Annotated in this window: 19 protein-coding genes; 8 read left to right on the top strand and 11 right to left on the bottom strand. The window is 65.7% G+C overall.

What is annotated here, in order from left to right:
• Nucleotides 1–13: 13 nt before the first annotated feature.
• The 5 genes from BM244_RS10415 to BM244_RS10435 all read right to left on the bottom strand — a co-directional run bounded on the left by BM244_RS10415 (nucleotide 14) and on the right by BM244_RS10435 (nucleotide 3,476).
• Entirely contained in the window at nucleotides 14–961 is a 948-nt protein-coding gene (locus BM244_RS10415; protein ID WP_093398805.1) for an alpha/beta fold hydrolase, read from the bottom strand.
• Nucleotides 958–1,167, bottom strand: coding sequence for a helix-turn-helix transcriptional regulator (locus BM244_RS10420; RefSeq protein ID WP_093398806.1), 210 nt, complete (start codon nucleotides 1,165–1,167; stop codon nucleotides 958–960). The genes BM244_RS10415 and BM244_RS10420 overlap by 4 nt, the downstream gene beginning before the upstream one ends.
• Nucleotides 1,164–1,568, bottom strand: a complete 405-nt coding sequence (locus tag BM244_RS10425) for a hypothetical protein (protein ID WP_093399099.1) — start codon at nucleotides 1,566–1,568, stop codon at nucleotides 1,164–1,166. The genes BM244_RS10420 and BM244_RS10425 overlap by 4 nt, the downstream gene beginning before the upstream one ends.
• A 230-nt stretch (nucleotides 1,569–1,798) precedes the next feature.
• Nucleotides 1,799–2,053 carry a DUF6356 family protein gene (locus BM244_RS10430; protein WP_093398807.1) on the bottom strand — a complete coding sequence of 85 codons (255 nt, stop codon included), beginning with the start codon at nucleotides 2,051–2,053 and terminating at the stop codon, nucleotides 1,799–1,801.
• A gap of 25 nt (nucleotides 2,054–2,078) precedes the next feature.
• Nucleotides 2,079–3,476 carry a UDP-N-acetylmuramate--L-alanine ligase gene (locus tag BM244_RS10435; protein ID WP_093398808.1) on the bottom strand — a complete coding sequence of 466 codons (1,398 nt, stop codon included), beginning with the start codon at nucleotides 3,474–3,476 and terminating at the stop codon, nucleotides 2,079–2,081.
• A gap of 52 nt (nucleotides 3,477–3,528) precedes the next feature.
• Between BM244_RS10435 and BM244_RS10440 the strand changes: the two genes are divergently transcribed.
• Nucleotides 3,529–4,344: an LD-carboxypeptidase gene (locus tag BM244_RS10440; RefSeq protein WP_093398809.1), complete on the top strand. Its 816-nt coding sequence runs from the start codon at nucleotides 3,529–3,531 to the stop codon at nucleotides 4,342–4,344.
• 158 nt (nucleotides 4,345–4,502) lie between these two features.
• Here the strand turns inward: BM244_RS10440 and BM244_RS10445 are convergent, their stop codons facing one another.
• Entirely contained in the window at nucleotides 4,503–5,054 is a 552-nt protein-coding gene (locus BM244_RS10445; RefSeq protein ID WP_093398810.1) for a hypothetical protein, read from the bottom strand.
• Nucleotides 5,055–5,189: 135 nt separating this feature from the next.
• Here BM244_RS10445 and thrS point away from each other — a divergent pair, with 135 nt between their 5' ends.
• From thrS to BM244_RS10460, 3 genes are all read left to right on the top strand, one after another.
• Complete coding sequence (gene thrS, locus BM244_RS10450) at nucleotides 5,190–7,181, top strand: threonine--tRNA ligase (RefSeq protein WP_093398811.1); 1,992 nt, start codon at nucleotides 5,190–5,192, stop codon at nucleotides 7,179–7,181.
• Between the two features lie 137 nt (nucleotides 7,182–7,318).
• Nucleotides 7,319–7,822, top strand: coding sequence for a translation initiation factor IF-3 (gene infC / locus BM244_RS10455; protein ID WP_093398812.1), 504 nt, complete (start codon nucleotides 7,319–7,321; stop codon nucleotides 7,820–7,822).
• A 537-nt stretch (nucleotides 7,823–8,359) separates the two neighbouring features.
• The gene (locus tag BM244_RS10460) at nucleotides 8,360–11,191 is read left to right on the top strand and encodes a TonB-dependent receptor (RefSeq protein ID WP_093399100.1); all 2,832 of its coding nucleotides are present in this window, start codon (nucleotides 8,360–8,362) and stop codon (nucleotides 11,189–11,191) included.
• A 229-nt stretch (nucleotides 11,192–11,420) separates the two neighbouring features.
• Here the strand turns inward: BM244_RS10460 and BM244_RS10465 are convergent, their stop codons facing one another.
• A complete protein-coding gene (locus BM244_RS10465; protein ID WP_093398813.1) occupies nucleotides 11,421–14,168 on the bottom strand; it encodes a [protein-PII] uridylyltransferase in 2,748 nt (915 codons plus the stop codon).
• Between the two features lie 91 nt (nucleotides 14,169–14,259).
• On the opposite strand from BM244_RS10465, the gene BM244_RS10470 reads away from it, so the two are divergent.
• A complete protein-coding gene (locus BM244_RS10470) occupies nucleotides 14,260–15,549 on the top strand; it encodes a homoserine dehydrogenase (protein WP_093398814.1) in 1,290 nt (429 codons plus the stop codon).
• Between the two features lie 248 nt (nucleotides 15,550–15,797).
• Here BM244_RS10470 and BM244_RS10475 read toward each other — a convergent pair whose 3' ends face one another.
• From BM244_RS10475 to BM244_RS10490, 4 genes are all read right to left on the bottom strand, one after another.
• On the bottom strand, nucleotides 15,798–16,241 hold the full coding sequence (locus tag BM244_RS10475; RefSeq protein ID WP_093398815.1) for a hypothetical protein: 444 nt from the start codon (nucleotides 16,239–16,241) through the stop codon (nucleotides 15,798–15,800).
• A gap of 10 nt (nucleotides 16,242–16,251) precedes the next feature.
• Complete coding sequence (locus tag BM244_RS10480) at nucleotides 16,252–16,587, bottom strand: hypothetical protein (RefSeq protein ID WP_093398816.1); 336 nt, start codon at nucleotides 16,585–16,587, stop codon at nucleotides 16,252–16,254.
• Between the two features lie 55 nt (nucleotides 16,588–16,642).
• Nucleotides 16,643–17,074: a CoA-binding protein gene (locus tag BM244_RS10485; protein ID WP_093398817.1), complete on the bottom strand. Its 432-nt coding sequence runs from the start codon at nucleotides 17,072–17,074 to the stop codon at nucleotides 16,643–16,645.
• Nucleotides 17,075–17,171: 97 nt separating this feature from the next.
• The gene (locus tag BM244_RS10490) at nucleotides 17,172–18,122 is read right to left on the bottom strand and encodes an Mrp/NBP35 family ATP-binding protein (RefSeq protein WP_093398818.1); all 951 of its coding nucleotides are present in this window, start codon (nucleotides 18,120–18,122) and stop codon (nucleotides 17,172–17,174) included.
• A gap of 70 nt (nucleotides 18,123–18,192) precedes the next feature.
• On the opposite strand from BM244_RS10490, the gene hflK reads away from it, so the two are divergent.
• From hflK to BM244_RS10505, 3 genes are all read left to right on the top strand, one after another.
• Complete coding sequence (gene hflK, locus BM244_RS10495) at nucleotides 18,193–19,326, top strand: protease modulator HflK (protein WP_093398819.1); 1,134 nt, start codon at nucleotides 18,193–18,195, stop codon at nucleotides 19,324–19,326.
• Between the two features lie 5 nt (nucleotides 19,327–19,331).
• Nucleotides 19,332–20,189: a protease modulator HflC gene (gene hflC, locus BM244_RS10500; RefSeq protein ID WP_093399101.1), complete on the top strand. Its 858-nt coding sequence runs from the start codon at nucleotides 19,332–19,334 to the stop codon at nucleotides 20,187–20,189.
• Nucleotides 20,190–20,292: 103 nt separating this feature from the next.
• Nucleotides 20,293–21,834 carry a Do family serine endopeptidase gene (locus BM244_RS10505; protein ID WP_093398820.1) on the top strand — a complete coding sequence of 514 codons (1,542 nt, stop codon included), beginning with the start codon at nucleotides 20,293–20,295 and terminating at the stop codon, nucleotides 21,832–21,834.
• Nucleotides 21,835–21,927: the final 93 nt, after the last annotated feature.

Here is a 21,927-nt window from a genome sequence, read left to right on the forward strand (position 1 = left end):
CCTTAGCCGCCCCTCAGCGCCGGAGAAAGGCGTCGAGTGCAGCCTGGAACGCGGCAGGCTGATCGAGCATCACGAAATGCGCCGCATCGCCGATGTCGACGAAGGTCACGTGCGGCGCGGTCGCATACGCCTTCCGGTATAGCGCGTCGGCGGCCGGCTTGGTCGTACCCACCGCGTTCCACGGATAGACCAGCGTGATCGGCACAGCGATCGACGCCATGTCGGGGCGCAGGTCGGTGGTCAGGTCCTCGTACATCGCCTGCGCGGAGACGCGGGCATCCGCCTTTGCCGCCCAGTCGGCAACCACCGCGCGAGAGGCCGGCTTGAGTGCCATGCGCGCGGCAAGCGCCTCGTTCGCCGCCGGGTTTGCCGGCTTCCCGTACGCCGCCGCCATGCCGGCCCGCATCGCCTTGGCCTGTGGTTCGAGCGCCGCCACGGTCGCGCCGGGCGCGAAGATGTCGCCGATATAGGGCAGCGAATCGACGATCATCAGCGTGCCGACGTCCTCGGGATGCGCCTTGGCCAGCATCAGCGCGACCAGCCCGCCCATCGAATGCCCGACGATCGCGGGTTTGCCGAGCTTCGACCCAGCGATCGACGTCGCAATCAGCGTGTGCAGGTCGGCGACGATGCCATCGAGGATGCCCGGCGACAGGTTCGCGCGGGGATCGTCGCCGCCGAAGCCGTTGACCTGCACGACATACACTTGGTGCGATTTGGCCAGCGTGGGAACGACGCCTGCCCATACCGCGCGCGGGGAGGAGAGGCCGGGAACGAGGATCACCGGCGTGCCCTTGCCAATGGTCTGCACGGAGATGTGCTGCATCTGCATCTGCGTCTCGACGGCATCGGTCTTCGGCGCAGCGGCGGGCGCGGACTGCGCTTCGCTCCCGGCGGGGTGCACGACGATCATCAGCGCGACCGCGGCGGCGGCAAGGCGGGCTTTGAGGTTCGAGATCATGTCACGGGCTCCTTCGACGGACTAGTGAAGATATCCTCGATCGCGAGGTCGAACAGTTCGGCAATCTTGAACGCGAGCGGCAGCGACGGATCGTAGCGTCCCGTCTCGATCGCGTTGACGCTTTGCCGTGACACGTCGAGACGGTCGGCCAAGTCGCCCTGGCTCCAGTCCCGCTCGGCGCGCAAAACTTTCAAGCGGTTCTTCACGCCCCGCGGCGCATCGTCGCGATGTTGTAGCCCCAGCCTATCCACAGCCCAGCGAACCATAGCACGGCCGCGTAATAGGCGGGGATATGCGGCACCAGCCCGAACCCTTCGAGGAATCCCCATCCGGTCATGATGCTCAGCATGAAACCGCTTGCGACGAGCGACTGGCGGATCATCAGCATGCGCAAATATTCGTCGGTCTCCTCGACGATGTAGCGGCCGAGCACCAAGAAGATGCCGATCAGCGGCAGGGCCGGCAGCAGCGCCGCGACATAAGCGATCGGTCCGTGCAGCGCGCCATGCACGAACAGATAGATCGTCGCGAACAACAAGGCTGCGTAGACAAGACTGAGCAGCATGACGCGGCGGTTGTAGCGGCGGATGGCAGGATTCGTGAGCATGGAAAGCGTCCTTTCGAATCGGTAAAGGAAGCTTGTCATATAGGCGCCGCTAAGTCAACGACGCTTGACAGGCGATCTCTATTCTCCCCCGCCAGGGGGTGGTGGCACCGAAGGTGACGGAGGGGGAGGACACGGAACGCCGGTGATCCCTTACCGCCCCCTCCGTTTGGCAAGCGCCAGCCACCTCCCCCTTGCGGGGGAGGATCGCAGGGACGGCCTCGCGCCGCGTGTCAGATGATGAATTCGACCGTCTTCATCTGCGCCTGATCGGCCGCGATCGCGCCGCGCTTCTCGACCATCTGGCGGTGCAGGTCGGCGACCGTGTCGCTCCCCCACGTCTTGCACAGCGCCGGCACGACCGCATGGACCAGCGCGCCGAGCCCGCCCTTGATCATCGTCAGGCCGAAGCGTCCGGCGACGCCGAAATGCTCGGCATAGCTCTCGCCGACGGTGGCGGGGTGGTCGAGGAACAGGCGGCGGAACATCGGCAGTCTCCCGCTTTGCTCTGTATCAGGTGGCAGCCAAGGCGTCGACCATCCCCGCCGCGAGCACGCTCAGCGTGTCGTCCCGCGCGCCCATCACCACGATCCGGTCGCCCGGTCGCGCTTCCGCGACGAGCGCGGCGGCGGCCTCCGCGCGATCGGCGATGTGCCGTGCATCGCGACCACCCTCGACGATCTGCGCGACGATGTCCGCGCTGGTCACCTCCCGCGCGACCGTCCCGCCATAATAAGCCGGGTCGGGGAGGATCAGCACGTCGTCCTCCGCCATCCGCTCGACGAACGTGGCGACCAGCTCGCGGCCCATCACCTTCAGCGGGCCATAGCCGTGTGGCTGGAAGAACAGGAGCAAGCGCCCCGGAAACGCGTGCAGCGTGTCGAGCGTCGCCGCGATCTTGTCCGGGTTGTGCCCGAAATCGTCGATCACCGCGACGCCGCCTGCCTCTCCAACCAGGTCGAAACGGCGGCGCAGTCCTGTGAACCCCGCGATCGCCTTGACCGCGTCCGCCAGCGACACGTCCGCCGCCATCGCCGCTCCGATCGCCGCCAGCGCGTTCGAGACGTTGTGGCGACCCGGCACCGCTAGCTTCACCGGCGTCCGCACGCCACGCGACACGATGTCGAAGCGGATCGCGAACGGCTCGGGCTTCAGGTTCTCGGCGCGCAGGTCGGCCGAAGCATCGATTGCGAACGTCGTGACCTGACCCCGCGGCACCCGCGAGGCGAGCGCTGCGGCATCGGGATCGTTGGCGTTCACCACCGCCGTCTCGGCCTTCGCGATGAAGTCGCCGAACAGCACGCGCAGTTCGTCGAGCGACTTGTGGTCGAGGCTGACATTGTTGAGCACTGCGATCTTCGGCGCATAGCCCGCGATCGATCCGTCGCTCTCGTCCACTTCGCTGACGAACGCCTCGCCCTCTCCGACCAGCGCGCTGGCGAACGGCGCATCGGGGGTGGCGAAGTTCTTCATCACCGCGCCGTTCATCACCGTCGGATCGCGCCCGACGGCATGCAGGATCCAGCCGATCATGCCTGTAACGGTCGACTTGCCGCTCGTCCCCGCGACACCGATCGGCAGCCGGCTGTCGTTGAACAGCGACGCCAGCATCGCCGCACGGGTCGAGCGCGTGCAGCCTAGAGCCTCCGCCGCGATCATGTCCGGCACCGTAGCCTCAATCGCAGCGGAGGCGATGACAAGCTGGTCGGCCGAGACGATCCCGCTGCCGTCCTGCGGAAACAGCGCGACGCCCTTCGCGGCAAGGTCGTCGAACTTGGCGGGTACGCGGCCCTGGTCGAGGTTGCGGTCGGAGCCCGCGACGGTCGCGCCGCGACCCGCGAGGATCATTGCGAGCGGCATCATGCCGCTGCCGCCAATGCCGACGAAGAAACAGGGTTTGCTGATATCCATCGGCCCGCGATATGGGCGGTTTGGTAACGGGGCAAGGTCGGGAACACGAACAATGCGCATCGGTGTCCTCGCCGCGTCGAGCCGGACCAATCCCGCGGCGATCGCCAAGATCACCGCGTATGCGGCGACCGCGTTCCCCGAGGTCGAACTCGTCTTCCACCCGCAATGCCTGGAGACCGACGGCCATTTCGCCGGCTCGGATTTTCGTCGGGCGGCGGCGTTCCTGGAATACGCGAACGATCCCGCATTCGATGCGCTCTGGTTCCTGCGCGGCGGCTATGGCGCAAACCGTATCCTCGCGATGGTCATGCCCGAACTGGGCCGCGCGGCGCGGCACAAGACCTATCTCGGCTATTCCGACGTCGGCTTCCTGCTCGGTGCGCTCTATGCCCGCAGGATCGGGCGGCCGGTGCACGGGCCGATGGTCAGCGACGTCAACCGGCATGACGGCGAAGCGACGGTGGCGCGGTCGCTCGGCTGGATGGTGCGCGGCGATCGCGGGGGCCTCGAGCCGGGCTTGGGCGGACGGCCCTCAGCGGCGTTCAACCTGAGCATCCTGACCTCGCTGATCGGCACGCCGTGGTTGCCCGACCTGACCGATCACGTCCTGATCGTCGAGGAGGTGTCGGAGCCGATGTACGCGATCGACCGCATGCTGTTCAAAGTCGCCAACGCCACGCAGTTGAAGGGGATCGCGGGACTGCGGCTCGGCGCGGTGACCGCAGTGCAGGAGAACGACCCGCCCTGGGGCGAGACGCTCGACTACATGATGATCCGCTGGTCGCGCGACATGGGCGTGCCGTATCTTGGGCGGGCGGAGATCGGGCATACGCAGGCGAACCATGTGGTGCCGTTCGGGGTGGTATGAGCGGGGCATCAGACAGCATGCTGACCTTGAGATAGCATCTAACATTGCTCCACCCCGGCGGAGGCCGGGGCCCAATTGGAGAGGTGGTAGTAACGGCGCGCAATCCTCCGTTAGCGACGTTCCCCAATTGGGCCCCGGCCTTCGTTGGGGTGGAGGTTCTACCCCGCAACCGTCGGATCGATCACCTGCATTCCCCCGAACCGAACCTTCGGCTGGCCCGGCCCCGTATAGCTCCCCGCCGCCTGCTCCACGGCCCAGGCGCGCAAATTCGCGACCACCTCGACCCGCTGCACCCGATCCCGTTCACGCATGAATACGACCAGATCGTCGCGTCGGTTGCAGTCGCGCGTATCGGCGGTCGCGCACGGCGAATACAGGATCGCCAGCGCCACGATCTTCCCCGCAGGATCGAGCACCGCCGCGCCTTTCTCCGGGCAGCTGTGCGCGCGACACGCAGTGAAGCGGTACAACGCCCCGATCCGCGTCGGTTCGTCCGGCGGGCCGTGCAGCACCTCGATCTGCTGCTCCGCCACGTCGCCATCCGCATAGAGATACGCCGCCTTGCGCTTGCCGATGAACCGCCGGACCGCGGCGGTAAACGCGGGTGCCATCACCAGTTGGTTCGTATCGCGGCACGCCGCCAACTTCGTCGGCGCACATGTCGAAGCCGGCGCGGCAGCGGCCGACAGCATCATCAACACACCCAGCATCGGCACTCTCCCAAAACGCCCAGACACTCCCCAGTCCGGCGGATGTCCGTCTGGAGTAGCCCTGTGCGCGTATCACCTTATATACACGAGGTGCGCGGATCGGTCCGCGCACGCCATCCCGAGAGAAAGTCTCCCATGTCTGCAATGTTCCGAATCACGCTGCCCGACGGTTCCGTCCGCGAGGTTGCGCCCGGGACTACCCCCGCGGATGTCGCCGCGGCGATCGGCCCGGGCCTCGCCAAGGCGGCGCTCGCCGCGCGCATCGACGGGCAGGTGCGCGACCTCAACCGGCCGTTCGAGGGCGATACCGCACTCGCGCTGGTGACCGCGCGCGACGAGGCGGATGCGCTCGAACTCGTCCGCCACGATCTCGCCCACGTCATGGCGGAGGCGGTCCAGCACCTCTTCCCCGGCACGCAGATCACCTTCGGCCCGGCGACCGACGACGGCTTCTATTACGACTTCGCGCCAAAGGACCGCCCGTTCACCGACGAGGATCTGCCCGCGATCGAGGCCGAGATGCGCGCGATTATCGCCCGTAACGAGCCGTTCCTGCGCGAGGTCTGGTCGCGCCAGCAGCTGATCGATCGCTGGACGCAGCAGGGCGAGAGCTTCAAGGCCGAATGGGCCGCCGAATTGCCCGAGGGCGAAGAACTGACGATCTACCGCCAGGGCGAATGGCTCGACATGTGCCGTGGCCCGCACATGGCTTCGACCGGGAAGCTCGACCCCGCCGCGTTCAAGCTGACGCGCGTGTCGGGTGCGTATTGGCGCGGCGACCAGAAGAACGCGATGCTATCCCGCATCTACGGCACCGGCTGGCTCAACAAGAAGCAGCTCGACCAGCATCTCTTCCGCCTTGAGGAAGCCGCCAAGCGCGATCACCGGAAGATCGGCGCGGAGATGGACCTGTTCCACCTCCAGTCCGAAGCACAGGGCTCGGTGTTCTGGCATCCCAACGGCTTCGTGCTGTGGCGCCAGCTCGAGGCGTATATGCGTCGCCGCCTCGATGCCGCCGATTATGCCGAGGTGAAGACCCCGCAGCTGATGGACGCCAAGCAGTGGGAGCAGTCGGGCCACTGGGGCAAGTATCGCGAGAACATGTTCGTCGTGCCCGACGAAATCCCCAATGCGGAAGACGAGGGCGCGATCCTGTCGGGCAAGGGCGACCTGATGGCGCTGAAACCGATGAACTGCCCCGCGCACGTCCTGATCTTCAAGCAGGGGATCAAATCGTACCGCGACCTGCCGATCCGGATGGCCGAGTTCGGCTGCTGTCACCGCAACGAGCCGCACGGTGCGCTGCACGGCATCATGCGCGTCCGCCAGTTCACCCAGGACGACGCGCATATCTTCGTCCGCGAGGACCAGCTGGTGGAGGAGGTGCGGAAATTCTGCGAGCTGCTCGACAGTGTCTACAAGCATCTTGGCTTCGAGGATTACGCGGTGAAGCTCGCGCTGCGCCCCGACAACCGGTTCGGCGACGACGCGATGTGGGACAAGGCCGAGGCGGAGCTGCGCGAGGCGGTGATGCAGTCGGGCCTGAGCGACACGATCAAGGCGAACTTCGAGGAACTGCCGGGTGAGGGCGCTTTCTATGCGCCGAAGTTAGAATTCCACCTGACCGACGCGATCGGCCGGACGTGGCAGGTTGGCACGATCCAGTCGGATCGCGTGCTGCCCGAGCGACTCGATGCGTCGTACGTCGGCGCGGACGGCGAGCGGCATCGCCCGGTCATGCTCCACCGTGCGATCCTCGGCACGTTCGAGCGCTTCCTCGGCATCCTGATCGAGCATCACGCCGGCCGTTTCCCGCTCTGGCTGGCACCGGTGCAGGTCGTGGTCGCGACGATCGTGTCGGACGCGGACGACTATGCGCATGAGGTTGCCGCGACGTTGCGCAAGGCGGGCCTTCGCGTCGAAACCGATCTTCGCAACGAGAAGATCAACTACAAGGTGCGCGAGCATTCGCTGGCGAAGGTGCCGCTGCTGTTCGTGGTCGGCAAGCGCGAGGCGGACGAAGGCACGGTCGCGATCCGCCGTCTCGGCAGCCAGGGCCAGGAGATGATGGCGCTCGACGAGGCGATCGCCCGTCTTGCGGACGAGGCGCGCGCACCCGATATGTGATCGCAAGGGCCGGCTATTCGCCATCTGTTCGGGCGGGCGTTTCTGCGCTATACGCCGGCCCAAATACTTCGTCAGAAACTTCAGGAGCAAACCCCATACGTCCTCCCACGATACGCCGGCCGTTGCAGACGCCCGCGATGAACGGCCCGCGATTCAACGAATTCATCCAGAGCCAGAAGGTCCGCGTGATCGATCACGAGGGCGAGAATCTGGGCGTGATGTACACGCGCGAAGCGATCGAGCAGGCAGCCGAGCATGGCCTCGACCTGGTCGAGGTGTCGCCTAACGCCGATCCGCCCGTCGCCAAGTTTCTCGATGTCGGCAAGTTCAAGTACGAGGCGCAGAAGAAGGCGAACCTCGCACGCAAGTCGCAGAAGACGCAGGAGATCAAGGAGATCAAGATGCGTCCGAACATCGACGACCATGACTACGACACGAAGATGAAGAAGGTGAACGACTTCATCGGAGAGGGCGACAAGGTCAAGATCACGCTGCGGTTCCGCGGTCGCGAACTCAGCCATGGCCAGCTCGGCATGAACCTGTTGAAGCGCGTTCAGGACGACGTCGCGGAGATCGCCAAGATCGAGGCGTATCCGCGCATGGAAGGCCGCCAGATGCTGATGGTGCTCGCACCGAAGTAACTCGCGTCGCGGCTCTGGCCGCAGCGATCGGATGTTGAAAGGCTGGTCGGTCCCGAGGGACTGGCCGGCCTTTTTCTTGTGCGCGGGGGCGTGTTTGGGTTGTGCTTTGCGTGGTCTTGAGCGCCGCCGATCAGGTCGGTGCACGTCTTGCGCCTCCCTGAAAGGGAGGGGGAGGGGGTGGGGTGGTCGGCTTTATCCCCGCGTCCAGACCATGCGGAAGCCGACCCACCCCCAACCCCTCCCTTTCAGGGAGGGGGGCTAGAAGAAGAAGCGTATATGATCGCCGCGGCAGATCTCGTTCAAACCGAGTCCCGCCTCAGATCGCCGGCCCGTTGCAAGCTCAGCGCACCCCACCCCTGAACAGTTGCGATTTGAAACTAGGGTTTGGTCTCTGTCACTGTGTGGCGTTTTTGAGACATGATGTTCAAAAATCTCTTTCCGTATGCGGAAATTGCTAGACGCAGGAACGGAGATATCTCTATCTAGCGTCCAAACCATAAATTCGAAAAACTCGAATGGGTCAGGGAGAGAATGCCGATGCGTATGACCGCATATCTGTTGTCCGCCGTTGCGACCGCGGCCTTCGTCACCCCGGCATTCGCGCAGGACGTGCCGACCACCCAGCCCGAAGCGCAGGCGACCGCCACGACGACGTCGGGCACGGCGGCGGGCTCGGTCGATGCGGGCCAGACGCCGGTGGCGCGACAGGCGGCGTCGCCACAAGCGGACACGGGCGGTAACGCCAGCGACATCGTCATCACCGCGACCCGCCGATCCGAGCGCCTGTCGAACGTGCCGATCGCGGTTTCCGCGGTCGGTTCGGCCGCGCTGGAGAATACCGGCGCGAACGACATCCGGCAGGCTACGCAGCTCGTCCCCTCGCTGCTGATCTCGTCGACCGGCAGCGAAGCCAACGCATCGGCACGTGTTCGCGGCATCGGTACGGTCGGTGACAATCCCGGTCTCGAAAGCTCCGTCGCGGTGTTCATCGACGGCGTCTATCGCAGCCGCACCGGGTCGGGCCTGAACGACCTCGGCGAAGTCGATCGCATCGAAGTGCTGCGCGGCCCGCAGGGCACGCTGTCGGGCCGCAACGCGACCGCGGGCTCGATCAACATCCTGACAAAGCTGCCTTCTTACAATTTCGGCGGCTATGCCGAGGCGACCTATGGCAACTACAACAACATCCGTATTGCCGGTGGTCTGACCGGCCCGATCATCAAGGACAAGCTGGCATTCCGCCTTGACGGCGTGTTCGGCAAGCGCGACGGCTTCTATTACGACGTCATCAACAAGACCGATTACAACGATCGCAACCGCTATTTCGTCCGCGGCCAGCTGCTGTTCGAGCCCACCTCCGACATCACGTTGCGGCTGATTGGCGACTATACGCATCGCGACGAAAAATGCTGCGGCGCGGTCTATCTCAATACGCAGGAAAAGATCGATCCGACCCCCGGCGTCCCCGGCGATTTCGCGATCAACCCCGCCGGCAACCGCATCGTCCAGGTCATGCAGAGCCTGGGCGCAGTGTTCCCCAGCGCCGGCGATCCGTATAATCGCCGCATCGCCAACACGCTGGGTCGTGCCTATTCGAACGTCACGACGGATTACGGCGGCTCGGGCCAGATCGACATCAACCTCGGCGGCGCGTCGCTCACCTCGATCACGGCATACCGGGAATACAAATCGGGCGGCGCAGGCGATATCGACTACGGCAATCTGGACATCGGCTACCGTCCCGACGACGGCAACAGCTATCGCCAGTTCCACACCTTCAGCCAGGAAGTCCGCCTGAACGGCTCGCTGTTCAACGACAAGCTCGATTGGCTGGTCGGCGGCTATTATTCGAAGGAAGACCTGGTCGTTGCCGACAATCTCAAGTTCGGCAAGGATTACGGCGCGTTCGCTGCATGCCGCATCGTCGCGACGATCAACCCCGCCGCCGCACTCCGCGCGCCTCGGGCGGCCGGCTGCCTCAGCCCGACCGGTCGCGCCGTATTGTCCGGCCTGGTTCCCGGCACGCAGCCCGCATTCGGCGCGCTGACCAGTACGATCCTTGCCGGTATCGACCGCCTCAGCACGGTCAGCGACGTCGGCGACACGCGCTCGACCTATTACCAGGACAGCGAGAACTACGCCTTCTTCACGCACAACATCTTCAAGTTGACCGACAAGCTGTCGATCACCGGAGGCCTGCGCTACACGCACGAGGCGAAGGATTTCCACGCCGACTTCAACAACAACAATACCGTCTGCCCGGTCCAGCAGGCCAATCTGAGCCCGTTGCTCGCCAGCGCGGCGGTTCCGGCGGCGGTGAAGACGCTGGTCGGCGGGATCGTCACGCTGACCTGCACCGGTAACTCGACGTCGGCGCTGACGGCGGTCAAGCCATCGAATAGCTTCAAGGAAGGCGAGTTCACCGGCACGGGCGTGATTTCGTACAAGCCGCGTACCGACACGCTGGTGTATGCGTCCTATTCGCGCGGCTATAAGGCGGGCGGCTACAACCTCGATCGTTCGGATCTGACCGCGAACGTGTTCTCGACACCGACCGCGGCCAATGCCGCCAACTTGCGGTTCGATCCGGAGACGGTCAACGCGTACGAGGTCGGCCTGAAGTTCACTTCCAAGGACTTCACGTTCAACGTCGCGGGCTTCCGCCAGGAGTTCAAGAACTTCCAGTTGAACACCTTCAACGGCACCAACTTCATCGTCCAGAACATCTCCACCTGCGACACGAGCCTGAACGGCGCGGATCGCGATGCGAGCTCGACGACGGGGACGTGCACCGGCAAGACCAAATACGGCGTCGTCTCGCAGGGCTTCGAGCTCGAAGCGGGGCTGTTCCCGGCGCCGAACTATTCGGTGAACCTCGGTTACACCTATACGAACACCCGCTTCCGCAACGATCTGGTCGGCAGCGAGAACGGCCAGCCGCTCGACGCCGCATTGTTCCTACTCTCGGGCAGCAACCTGTCGAATGCGCCGAAGCATACCGTGACGGCCTCGACCGCGTGGACGCCGGACATCGGCCATACCGGGCTCACGGCGCTGTTTTACGTCGATGGCCGCATGACCAGCGACTACAACACCGGCTCGGACCTGTTTCCCGAAAAGGCACAGGACGGCTTCTTCCTGATGAACGCCCGCGTCGGTATCCGTGGTCCTCAGCAGAAATGGGCGCTGGAAGTATGGGCGCAGAACCTGCTCGACACCAACTATCAGCAGGTTGCGTTCAGCGCACCGTTCCAGGGTGCCGGCAGCCAGGCGCAAACCCAGGCGTTCGGCACCACGGCCAACCAGATCTTCTCGTCGTATCTGGGCGAACCACGGACCTACGGCCTGACGCTGCGCTCGCGCTTCTGATCCCGCGGCACGCATGAGAAAGCCGGTCCGCACACAAGTGCGGACCGGCTTTTTTGCGTCGTCCAACCGTCATTCCCCGAGGGTAGAACCTCGTATTGGCTAACCTCGCGGTGGAATCGCGAACGTTCGAGGATACGAATCTTTGCCTGCGCGAGGATGACGAGGAGGGAAGGGGCCAACTCGAGCCCCACCCGTTCCGCATGGTGGTGGAGGCTCGGCAACCAGTATCCTACGCCGCCAGATCGATCTCTTCCCCCGCCGCCGCTGCCAGCAATCTACGCTCCAGCGTCCGCAAACGCGCGGGCTGGGTGATCCGGTCGCCCGTCAGGTCAGTGATGTAGAAGGTATCAACCGCGCGCTCTCCGTACGTCGCGACATGCGCGGAGTGGATCGTCACCTTCGACTGGAACAGCGCATTGGCGAGCTGGTTCAGCAGTGCCGGCCGGTCGCGTGCGTTGACCTCCACCACCGTGAACCGGTTCGACGCCTTGTTGTCGACCAACGCGTTGGGAACGATGTCGAACGCCTCCGCGCGGGTTCGGGGCAGGGGTTTCGCGACCAGCCGATCGGCAAGCTTGCCGCGATTGGCGAGCGCATCCTCGATCGCGGTCTTCAGCCGCGACAGCTGGCCGGATTCATCGAACGGCCGCCCGAACGGATCCTGCACCAGGAAATTATCCACGGCCATCCCGTCGCGCGTCGTGTGGATTCGCGCATCGATGATGTTGCCCCCGGCGACGTGGATCGCCCCGGCGATGCGGTAGAACAGCCCCGGATGATCGGCCGCGTAGATCGTCACCAAAGTTGCGCCGCGTCCCGGATAGACATGCGCGTCGATCGCGAGTTGCGCATCCCCGGTAGTGGCGAGGAAGCGCGCGTTATGCGCCAGCACGTCCTCGGGTTCGGCGATCCAATACGCTTCGGGCAGACGGTGCACGAGCATCGCGAAAGCCTCTTCGCTCCAGCCGAGTTCGTTGCGCAGATGCGCCTGCTTGGCGGCGATCCGCTCGGCCCGACCCTTCTGTTTGTGACCGAGCCGCAGCACCTCCTCCGCGGACTCGTACAGGTCGCCGAGCAACTGGCGTTTCCAGCCGTTCCAGACGCCCGGCCCGACCGCGCGGATGTCGACGATCGTCAGCGTTAGCAGCAGGCGAAGGCGTTCCGGGCTCTGCACCACGTCGCAGAAATCGAGGATCGTCTTGAAGTCGCTGAGGTCGCGCTTGAACGCGGTCGCCGACATCAGCAGGTGCCAGCGGACGAGCCAGGCGACGGTCTCCGTCTCGGCGGGCGAGAGTCCCAGGCGCGGACAGAGCCGCTGCGCCACTTCCGCCCCGAGGATCGAGTGATCGCCGCCACGTCCCTTGGCGATGTCGTGGAGCAGCACCGCGACGTACAGCGCGCGCCGCGACACGATCTGTTCGAAGATCGCGCTGGCGAGCGGGTGATCCTCCTTCAACGCGCCGCTTTCGATCCGCGCGAGCAGGCCGATCGCGCGGATGGTGTGCTCGTCGACCGTGTAGTGATGGTACATGTCGAACTGCATCTGCGCGACGACGCGCGCGAAATCGGGCACGAACCGGCCGAACACACCCGCCTCGTTCATCCAGCGCAGGACAAGTTCGGGATCGCGCGGCGAGGTCAGCACGTCGAGGAACAGCGTGTTCGCAGTCGGGCTGTTGCGGACGTCGTCGACGAGCTTCGCATCCCGCGCGGCGGCGCGCATCGCGAGCGGATGGATCTCGACGCCGTGCTTGTCGGCGAGCTGGAAGATCTCGATCAAGCGTCCGGGGTCGGCCTGGAAGAAGTCGTCGCTCGGCAGCGCCAACCGCCCGCGATCCAGCACGAACCCGTTGAGTTTCCGCGGCGATCGGCGGATCGTCGGCAACCCGAAGCGCCGTCCCCGCGCGGCGAACTTCTCGTCGAGATGCGCGAGGAACACGCCGCTGAGCGTGCCGACGGTCTTCGCCTGCAGGAAATAGAACTGCATGAACCGCTCGACCTTCGACTTGCCCGGTCGGTCGGAGAACCGCATCCGGTCGGCGATCTCGCGTTGCAGGTCGAACGTCAGCCGGTCCTCGGCGCGCCCGGTAATGCTGTGCAAGTGGCAGCGTACCGCCTGGAAGAAATTGTCGGCGCGGTGGAACAGCCGGTACTCGGCCTTGGTGAACAGCCCGACCTCGACCAGTTCGGCGGCGCGCTGGACGTCGTAGATGTATTTGCCGATCCAGAACAACGCGTGGAGATCGCGCAGGCCGCCCTTGCCCTCCTTGACGTTGGGCTCGACGACGTAGCGCGTGTCGCCCATCTTCCGGTGGCGCGCATCGCGTTCGGCGAGCTTGTCGGCGATGAAGGTGCGCGCGGTGTCGGCCTGGACCTCGGTCTTGAAGCGGTGCGAGGCCTGTTCATACAGTTCCGTGTCGCCGCAGACGTAGCGCGCCTCGAGCAGCGCGGTACGGACGGTGACGTCGGCTTTCGCTTGGCAGACCATTTCGTCGAGCGAGCGGCTGGACTGGCCGAGCTTCAGCCCGAGATCCCACAGCGCGTACAGCATCGATTCGATCACACGCTCGGCCCACGGCGTCTGCTTGCCCGGCGTGAGGAAGCCGATGTCGACATCCGAATGCGGCGCCATCTCAGCACGGCCATAACCGCCGACCGCGATCAGCGTGAGGCGCTCGCCGATCGTCGGGTTGGGCAGCGGGTACAGTCGCTGCGTGGTGAAATCGAACAGGATGCGGATCAGCGCGTCGATCAGATACGCCTGCGCGCTCGAGGCTTCCAACCCACGCGACGGATGTTCGACGAGGCGGCGTTCGACCTCGACCCGACCCTTATCGAGCGCGGTCTTCAACAGCGTGGTCGCGTCTCGGCGTAGCGCGGTGGCGTCGACGCCCTCCAGCGCGGCGATGGTTTCGGAGACGGCGCGGCGATCGATGATCGTGCGACGGTTGGGGAGATGATCGAAGCGGCCGGACATGGTGCTCAGATAGGGACACCACGTCGTTGCGTCATCAGGATTGCGCAAATGCCCGCCGAAACGTAACCGGACGCCCGAGTGGAGGACGAAAATGAGCGAACCATTGCGCGTAGCCCTTGCGGGACTGGGGACAGTCGGCGGCGGAGTAATCCGGTTATTGGATGCGAACCGTGAATTGATTGCGCGCCGCGCCGGACGCGAGATCGAGATCGTCGCGGTCTCCGCACGCGACCGTAGCAAGGATCGCGGCGTCGATCTGTCGCGGTTCGCGTGGGTCGACGATACGACCGCGCTGGCGAAACAGCCGGGTGCGGACGTCGTCGTCGAACTGATCGGCGGGTCGGACGGCCCCGCGCTGACGTTGGCGCGCAGCACGCTGGCGGCAGGACGCAGTTTCGTCACCGCGAACAAGGCAATGATCGCGCATCACGGCCTCGAACTCGCGCAGGCGGCGGAGACGGCCGGGGTCGCGCTGAAGTTCGAGGCGGCGGTCGCGGGCGGCATCCCGGTCATCAAGGGGCTGCGGGAGGGCGCGGCCGCGAACGAGATCGCCCGCGTCTACGGGATCCTCAACGGCACGTGCAATTTCATCCTGTCCAAGATGGAGTCGGAAGGTCGCGACTTTGCCGAGGTGCTGGCGGAAGCGCAGGCGCTGGGGTTTGCCGAGTCCGATCCAAGCTTCGACATCGACGGCGTCGATGCGGCGCACAAGCTGTCGATCCTGGCTGCGGTTGCCTTCGGGACGCAGCCTGCGTTCGATGACGTCGCGATCAGCGGCATTCGGCACCTGCTGGGCGCGGACATCGCCGAGGCAGCGGCGCTCGGGTATCGCGTGCGACTGCTGGGGCTGGCGGAAGCGGGCGCGGAAGGCCTGTTTCAGCGCGTCCATCCGCATCTCGTGCCGATCGATCATCCGCTCGCGCACGTTACCGGATCGCTCAACGCGGTGGTCGCAGAGGGTAATTTCGTCGGCCGCCTGCTGTTCCAGGGCGCCGGCGCGGGCGATGGCCCGACGGCGAGCGCGGTGGTAGCCGACCTGATCGACATTGCACGCGGCGAATTCGGCCCTCCGTTCGCGATGCCGGTAGTATCGCTCACCGCAGCCCCCAAGGCGGACAGCGGCGAGCGCCGCGGCCGTGCCTATCTCCGCTTCACCGTGGCGGACCGCGTCGGCGTGCTGGCCGAGATCGCCGCGGCGATGCGCGACGCGGGCGTCTCGATCGAGAGTTTGATCCAGCGTGGTGCGATCGCCGACGGCAGCGTCCTGGTGGCGATCGTGACTCACGAAAGCCCCGAACGCTCGATCGCGCAGGCGCTAGAGAAGCTGCGGGGATCGCAGAGTCTCGTCGGCCAGCCGATGTGGATGCATATTCTGGATTGAGGGGTCCGCCCGCGACCTTGGAGGCTACCACCCCGGCGAAGGCCGTGGTCCATTTGGAACGGTCGCCGTAACGGCGCGGGCGTTGTTGCCAAAGCCCCCGATTGGGCCCCGGTCTACGCCGGGGTGGTACCGTCGCCTGACTTGCGGCGGGGCGATGACGTCGAAGTTGTGGATTGATCCCAACTGACTTCATCGCCGCACGCAGCACGATCGACACGCGGTTGACTGGTCTGGCTTCTTCCTTCCGCCTAGTTCACGGTGCCGACGGGGCCGTCGAGATCGATCGGCACGCGCCCCCGCTTGTCGGGTTTCTTCGCGAGAGCGCTCTTGATCAACCCTACCGCGGCTTTCGCGATCGGGGCGATCGGTGGGCCGAAACCGACTTGGCATCCCCCCTGTCGAGCGGCGCACGGAGCATCCGACAAATCCAGGGCGCGGACCGCGCTGAGGTTGGGATTGGAGGCGACCGCGTGGTCGGGCGGCCCGCGATCGTCGCGCATCGGCAGGCGCGGGGTCGTCGTTGCGGACTTGCCACAGACGACGATCTCATTGCCGTCCTTGGTCTGCGTCGCGCACGGGTCGACCAGGATCGAGAAGCGATCCGGCACGGAAGGGGTCGGTGCGGCAGGGGACGGTGGGGCAGGGAGCTGCGCGGTCACCTGGAGCAGCGCGGAGAGGACTGTTGCAAGCATGATCTGGTCCTTACGGCGCGGGCTTGCGGAACGATGTGCCACCTTCGCCGCCGACCGTCATGGTTACGCCCGCCATGCCGCCGCCGACCTGGAACGGACTGAGGTCGCCAAGCGGGGAGGTGCGGTTCAGCAGGCGGGTGCGCTCGTTGCGTACGCTCTCATGCTTGGGATCGCCGGCGTCATGTACCACGAACGGAACGCGAAATCGGTCGGCGGTGCGCATTCCGCACACCGTTATGTCCGTATCGTCGGCGCTTTGGATACACGGTTGCTCGGCGGCCATCCGGGCCCTTGCGGTCGCCATCAACGGGTCTTCGATCATCATCGACAACAGCATCGCAAGCATCGGCGCCTCCCGGGCAGGACCGCAGACTGGCCGCGATCGTCCGCCGGGGCAAGCGTCATTGCTCGATCCGGGCGACTCCGAGCCGGGGGATATCGATCGCCGGACAGCGGTCCATGACGACGTGCAGCCCGGCGGCCTCCGCGCGTGCCGCAGCCTCCGCGTTGACGACGCCAAGCTGCATCCAGACCGCCTTCGCACCCGCCGCGATCGCCTGGTCGACCGCTTCGCCTGCGGCAGCGGAATTACGGAAGATGTCGACGATGTCGATCGGATCGCCGAGCTGCGACAGGTCGCGGAAGACGAACTCGCCATGGACGTGCTCGCCGGTGATCTGCGGGTTGACCGGGATCACGCGGTAACCATGCGCCTGAAGCTTGGCCATCACGCCGTAGGATGGCCGGTCCGGACGGTCGGAGGCGCCGATCATCGCGATCGTCCGCGCGTTCTCGAGCAGGGTCTTGATATCGGCATCGGTGGTTAATGGCATCGATGCCTCTCGATGGGGAAACTTGGGCCGCTCGTACCGTGGCTCTACGCGCCAGGTACGACCGGTAGCAGGACAACGTCGGTGCAGCCCGCCGGTTTCACAGTTTTTCGAGCCATGCGACGACCTGAGCCGCGATGGGCATGAATACCGTATCGTCGGGATTTGACGCGGGCGGCGTGCCCGCATCGGATGCGGTGCGGATCGAGATCGTCAGTGGCACGCGGCCGAGGAACGGGATGCCGAGTTCGCGCGCCGCTGCCTCCGCGCCGCCATTGCCGAACGGGTCCGACGCCTCGCCGCAATGCGGGCAGATATAGCCGGCCATGTTCTCGACCAACCCGATGATCGGGATGCCCGCCTTCTCGAACAGGTCGATTGCGCGGCGGGCGTCGATCAACGCGAGATCCTGCGGGGTCGAGACGATCACCGCGCCCGCGGGCCGGTACTTCTGGACCATCGTCAACTGGACGTCGCCGGTGCCGGGGGGGAGATCGAGCACCAGCGTATCGGTCACGCCCCAATCCGCCTCGACCAACTGGCCGAGCGCACCTGCCGCCATCGGCCCGCGCCACGCGATCGCCTTGCCGGGCTCGACCAGCTGACCCATCGACAACAGCGGTACGCCGTAGGGGGTCGGGACCGGATCGAGCACCTTGTCCTTCGCGGTCGGGCGGGTGCCCTCGACATTCATCAACCGCGGCTGCGACGGCCCGTAGATATCGGCGTCGACCAGCCCGACGCGGCGACCTGCACGCGACATCGCGATGGCGAGGTTGGCGGCGAGCGTCGATTTGCCGACGCCGCCCTTGCCGCTGGCGACCGCAATGAGCCTCCGCGTCGAGCGTTCGGCGGTCACGGCGATCCGCACTTCGGAAATGCCGGGCTGCGTCGCGGCCATCCGCACGGTAGCCTCCAGCGCATCGCGCGCCTGCGGGTCGAGCCCGGTCGCGTCGATGATGATGCCCGCTCGGGTCCCTTCGAGCCGGACGGTCGCCCGCTTGCCCGCCACTGCAGCAACCGCCGCCTTTACGCCTTCGATGTCGATCATCCGCGCCAGATAGGACCGCTAAGGGCGCTTGGCACTGTTTTTCCGCCAGCGCACACCTATAAAGGTTGGTATGACGATCTTCTCGCGCTGGTTCCGGCGCCCCGATATTCTCGCCACCGAAACACCGAAAGGCCCCTGGGGCGGCTCGGGCGACGACGGTAACTCCGGCCCGCGCAACCCCTGGGCACTCCCGCCCGGCGGGCGCAAGCCTGCGGCCAAGCCAACCGCGCTCGACGAGTTCCTGCGCAAGGCGCGGGGCTCGGGCGGCGGTGGCGGCGGCACTGGTGGGTTCGGCGGCTTGCCGTCGGGCGCCAACGCCCGTGCACTCTGGGCGATCGGCGTCGCGATCATCGCGGTCGTCTGGATCCTGTTCACCTCGGTCCACCAGATCGGCCCGCAGCAACGCGGCGTCGTCACCTATTTCGGCAAATACGCCGGCACGCTCGATCCCGGCATTCGCCTGACGATGCCCGCGCCGATCGCCGACGTGGCAGTGGTCGACGTGCAGAAGATCCGCACCGATAACTTCCCCGTCGGTGACGGTGAGAATTTGACGCTGACCGGCGACCAGAACATCATCGATCTGGCCTATTCGGTCCGTTGGGACATTTCGGATCCACGGGATTACGTGTTCCAGCTCGCCGAGCCGAACGACACCGTCCGCGCCGCCGCCGAGAGCGCGATGCGCGCGGTTGTCGCGACGACCACGCTTGACCAGGCGATCGGTACCGGCCGTACCGTGATCGAACAGCGTGTCGCGGAACTCACGCAGCAAATCCTCAACGACTACAAGTCGGGTGTCCGTATCCAGGGCGTCGCGATCAAGCAGGCCGCTGCGCCCGCGCGGATCGTCGAGGACTTCAACGCTGTCACTGCCGCACAGCAGGAGGCGATCGCCAACCTCAACCAGTCGAAATCCTATGCGCAGCAGGTCGTGGCGCGCGCGCAGGGTGAGGCAGCGTCGTTCGACAAGGTGTACGAGCAGTACAAGCTCGCGCCCGAGGTGACGCGCCGCCGCATGTATTACGAGACGATGGAAGCGGTGCTCGCCAAGAGCGACAAGACGATCGTCGAGACGCCGGGCGGGGTGGTGCCGTATCTGCCGCTGTCGAACGCCAAGCGTCTCCCGAACCCCGAGGCGACCACGCCAGCGCCTGCGGCTGCCGCTGCGGCGCCTCAAGCTCAGTCTGGAGCTGCCCAGTGAACGCCGTGAGTTTCCGCAACCCGATCGTCGCCGGGATCATCGCGCTATTGCTGGTGATCCTCGTGGCATCGACCTTCGCGATCGTCCCCGAGACCAAGCAGGCGGTGATCCTGCGCTTCGGCCAGCCGATCCGCACCGTCAACGCGTGGCAGCCGAACACCCCGTTCGGCCAGACCGGCGCTGGCCTGATCGCGCGCATCCCATTCGTCGACCGGATTGTCTGGATCGACAAGCGCGTGCAGGATCTCGAGCTCGACAACACGCTGGTGCTGTCGACCGACCAGCTCCGGCTCGAAGTCGACGCCTATGCGCGTTACCGGATCGTCGACCCGCGCAAGATGCGCAACGCGGTCGGCAGCGAGGACCGGATCCCCGATCAGCTTCGCCCGATCCTCGGCTCGGCGCTGCGCAACGAACTCGGCAAGCGGCGTTTCGTCGAACTGCTGAGCCCCGAACGGTCCGAGCTGATGGACAACATCCAGAAGGGTCTCCAGCGCGTCGCCAGCCAATACGGTGTCGAGATCGTCGACGTCCGCATCAAGCAGGCGAACCTGCCGGTCGGCCTGCCGCTTGAAAGCGCGCTCAAACGCATGTCGAGCGCACGCCAGCAGGAGGCGATCACGATCCGTGCAGAGGGTCAGAAGCAGGCGCAGATCGTCCGTGCGCAGGCGGATGCGGATTCGGCGAAGATCTACGCCGAAAGCTTCGGCAAGGATGCGGACTTCTACGACTTCTACCGCGCGATGCAGTCGTATCGGCACACGTTCGGTGCGGATGGTGGCCCGGCGCCGGAAGGATCGACCTCGATCATTCTTTCGCCGAACAACAGTTATTTGCGGGAATTCGAGGGCCGCGGGCGTTGAGCCTGCGGAACCTTTGAACGTCCCGTTCATATTCAAGCATCGTTCAGGACGGCTTGCCTAACGGCAACCTGTTTCGATTGATGAAACGAGAGGACAACATCTAGTGCGTTACGCCTACGCCATTACCAGTGCTCTTCTCCTCGGCGGTGCTACCGCGACGCTTGCACTCCAGCCGAGCGGTGCGCAGGTCGCGCAGAACGACCCTGGCCAGATCCAGGCCGCAGCCCCGCGCCCCGGTGCCCCGATGAGCTTTGCCGACATGGTCGCCAAGCTCCAGCCCGCGGTCGTCAACATCTCCACCAAGCAGACCATCGTTCAGGCGCAGCAGGCCAACCCGTTCGCGGGTACGCCGTTCGGCGACCTGTTCGGCGGGATGGGCGGCGGCGGCCAGGGTGGTGCGCCCGTGAAGCGCGAAGGCGCGTCGCTTGGTTCGGGGTTCCTGATCTCGCCGGACGGCTATGTCGTCACCAACGCGCACGTGATCCGGCCTGGAGCGAAGGGCGCAACGGTCAATTCGATTACCGTTACGCTCACCAACAAGAAGGAATATGTCGCCCGCGTCATCGGTCAGGATCAGGACTCCGATCTTGCCTTGCTGAAGATCGATGCCGCCAACCTGCCGTTCGTTCGCTTCGGCGACTCGTCGCGCGCCCGTGTCGGCGACTGGGTGCTCGCGATCGGCGAGCCGTTCGGTCTCGGCGGCACGGTCACGGCGGGCATCATTTCGGCGATCAACCGCGTTACGGGCCAGGGTGGCGCATATGACCGCTTCATCCAGACCGACGCCTCGATCAACCAGGGTAACTCGGGCGGGCCGATGTTCGACCTGAACGGCAACGTGATCGGCATCAACAGCCAGATCTTCAGCCAGTCGGGTGGCAATATCGGCATCGGCTTCGCGATCCCCGCGGAGCAGGCCAAGCCGATCATCGAGACCTTCATGAAGGGTGGCTCGCTCAAGCGTGGCTATCTCGGCGTCGGGCTTGGTGGTCCGGTCGACGACGACGCGGCAGCAGCGCTCGGCATTCCCAAGAATCAGGGCGAGCTGATCGCGCGGGTCGAGCCCAACGGCCCGGCGGCAAAGGGCGGTCTGAAGCTCGGCGACGTCGTGACCAAGGTCAACGGCCAGCCGGTCAGCCCCGACCAGACGCTGTCCTATCTCGTCTCGCGCGTCACGCCCGGCCAGACCGCGCGTCTCGACGTTCTGCGTGGCGGTCGCCCTCAGGTCGTCAACGTGACGGTCGCGGAACGCCCGACCAACGAGGCGCTTCAGGCGCTCGCCGGCGGTGGTGACGATGCCTTCAGCACCGATGGTGACGACGATACGCCCGGTACGGTGGCACCGGCGGCAGGCAATGGCATCGGCATGACCGTGCAGCCGCTGACGCCGGCGATTGCTCGTTCGATCGGCGTCGATGCGACCGTGCAGGGCCTCGTGATCGCGCAGGTCGACGCGTCGAGCGACGCTTACGGCAAGCTGAAGCGCGGTGACGTGATTTCGGCGGTCAACGGCGCGCCGGTGCGGACTGCCGCCGAGCTGTCGGCCGCGGTGACGCAAGCCAAGGCTGCGGGACGGCCGCAGGTGCTGTTGCTGATCCAGCGCGGCCGCGGTGCGGCGGCCTTCATTGCGGTGAAGATCAAGTAACCCACGACCGCCACGACTGACCTGGAAGGACCGTCGCTCCCCCGAGCGGCGGTCCTTTTTCTTTGCGGCGCGCGGAGTTAGGGTCGACGCCGA

Source organism: Sphingomonas sp. OK281 (genome assembly GCF_900115295.1).
Taxonomy (GTDB): domain Bacteria; phylum Pseudomonadota; class Alphaproteobacteria; order Sphingomonadales; family Sphingomonadaceae; genus Sphingomonas.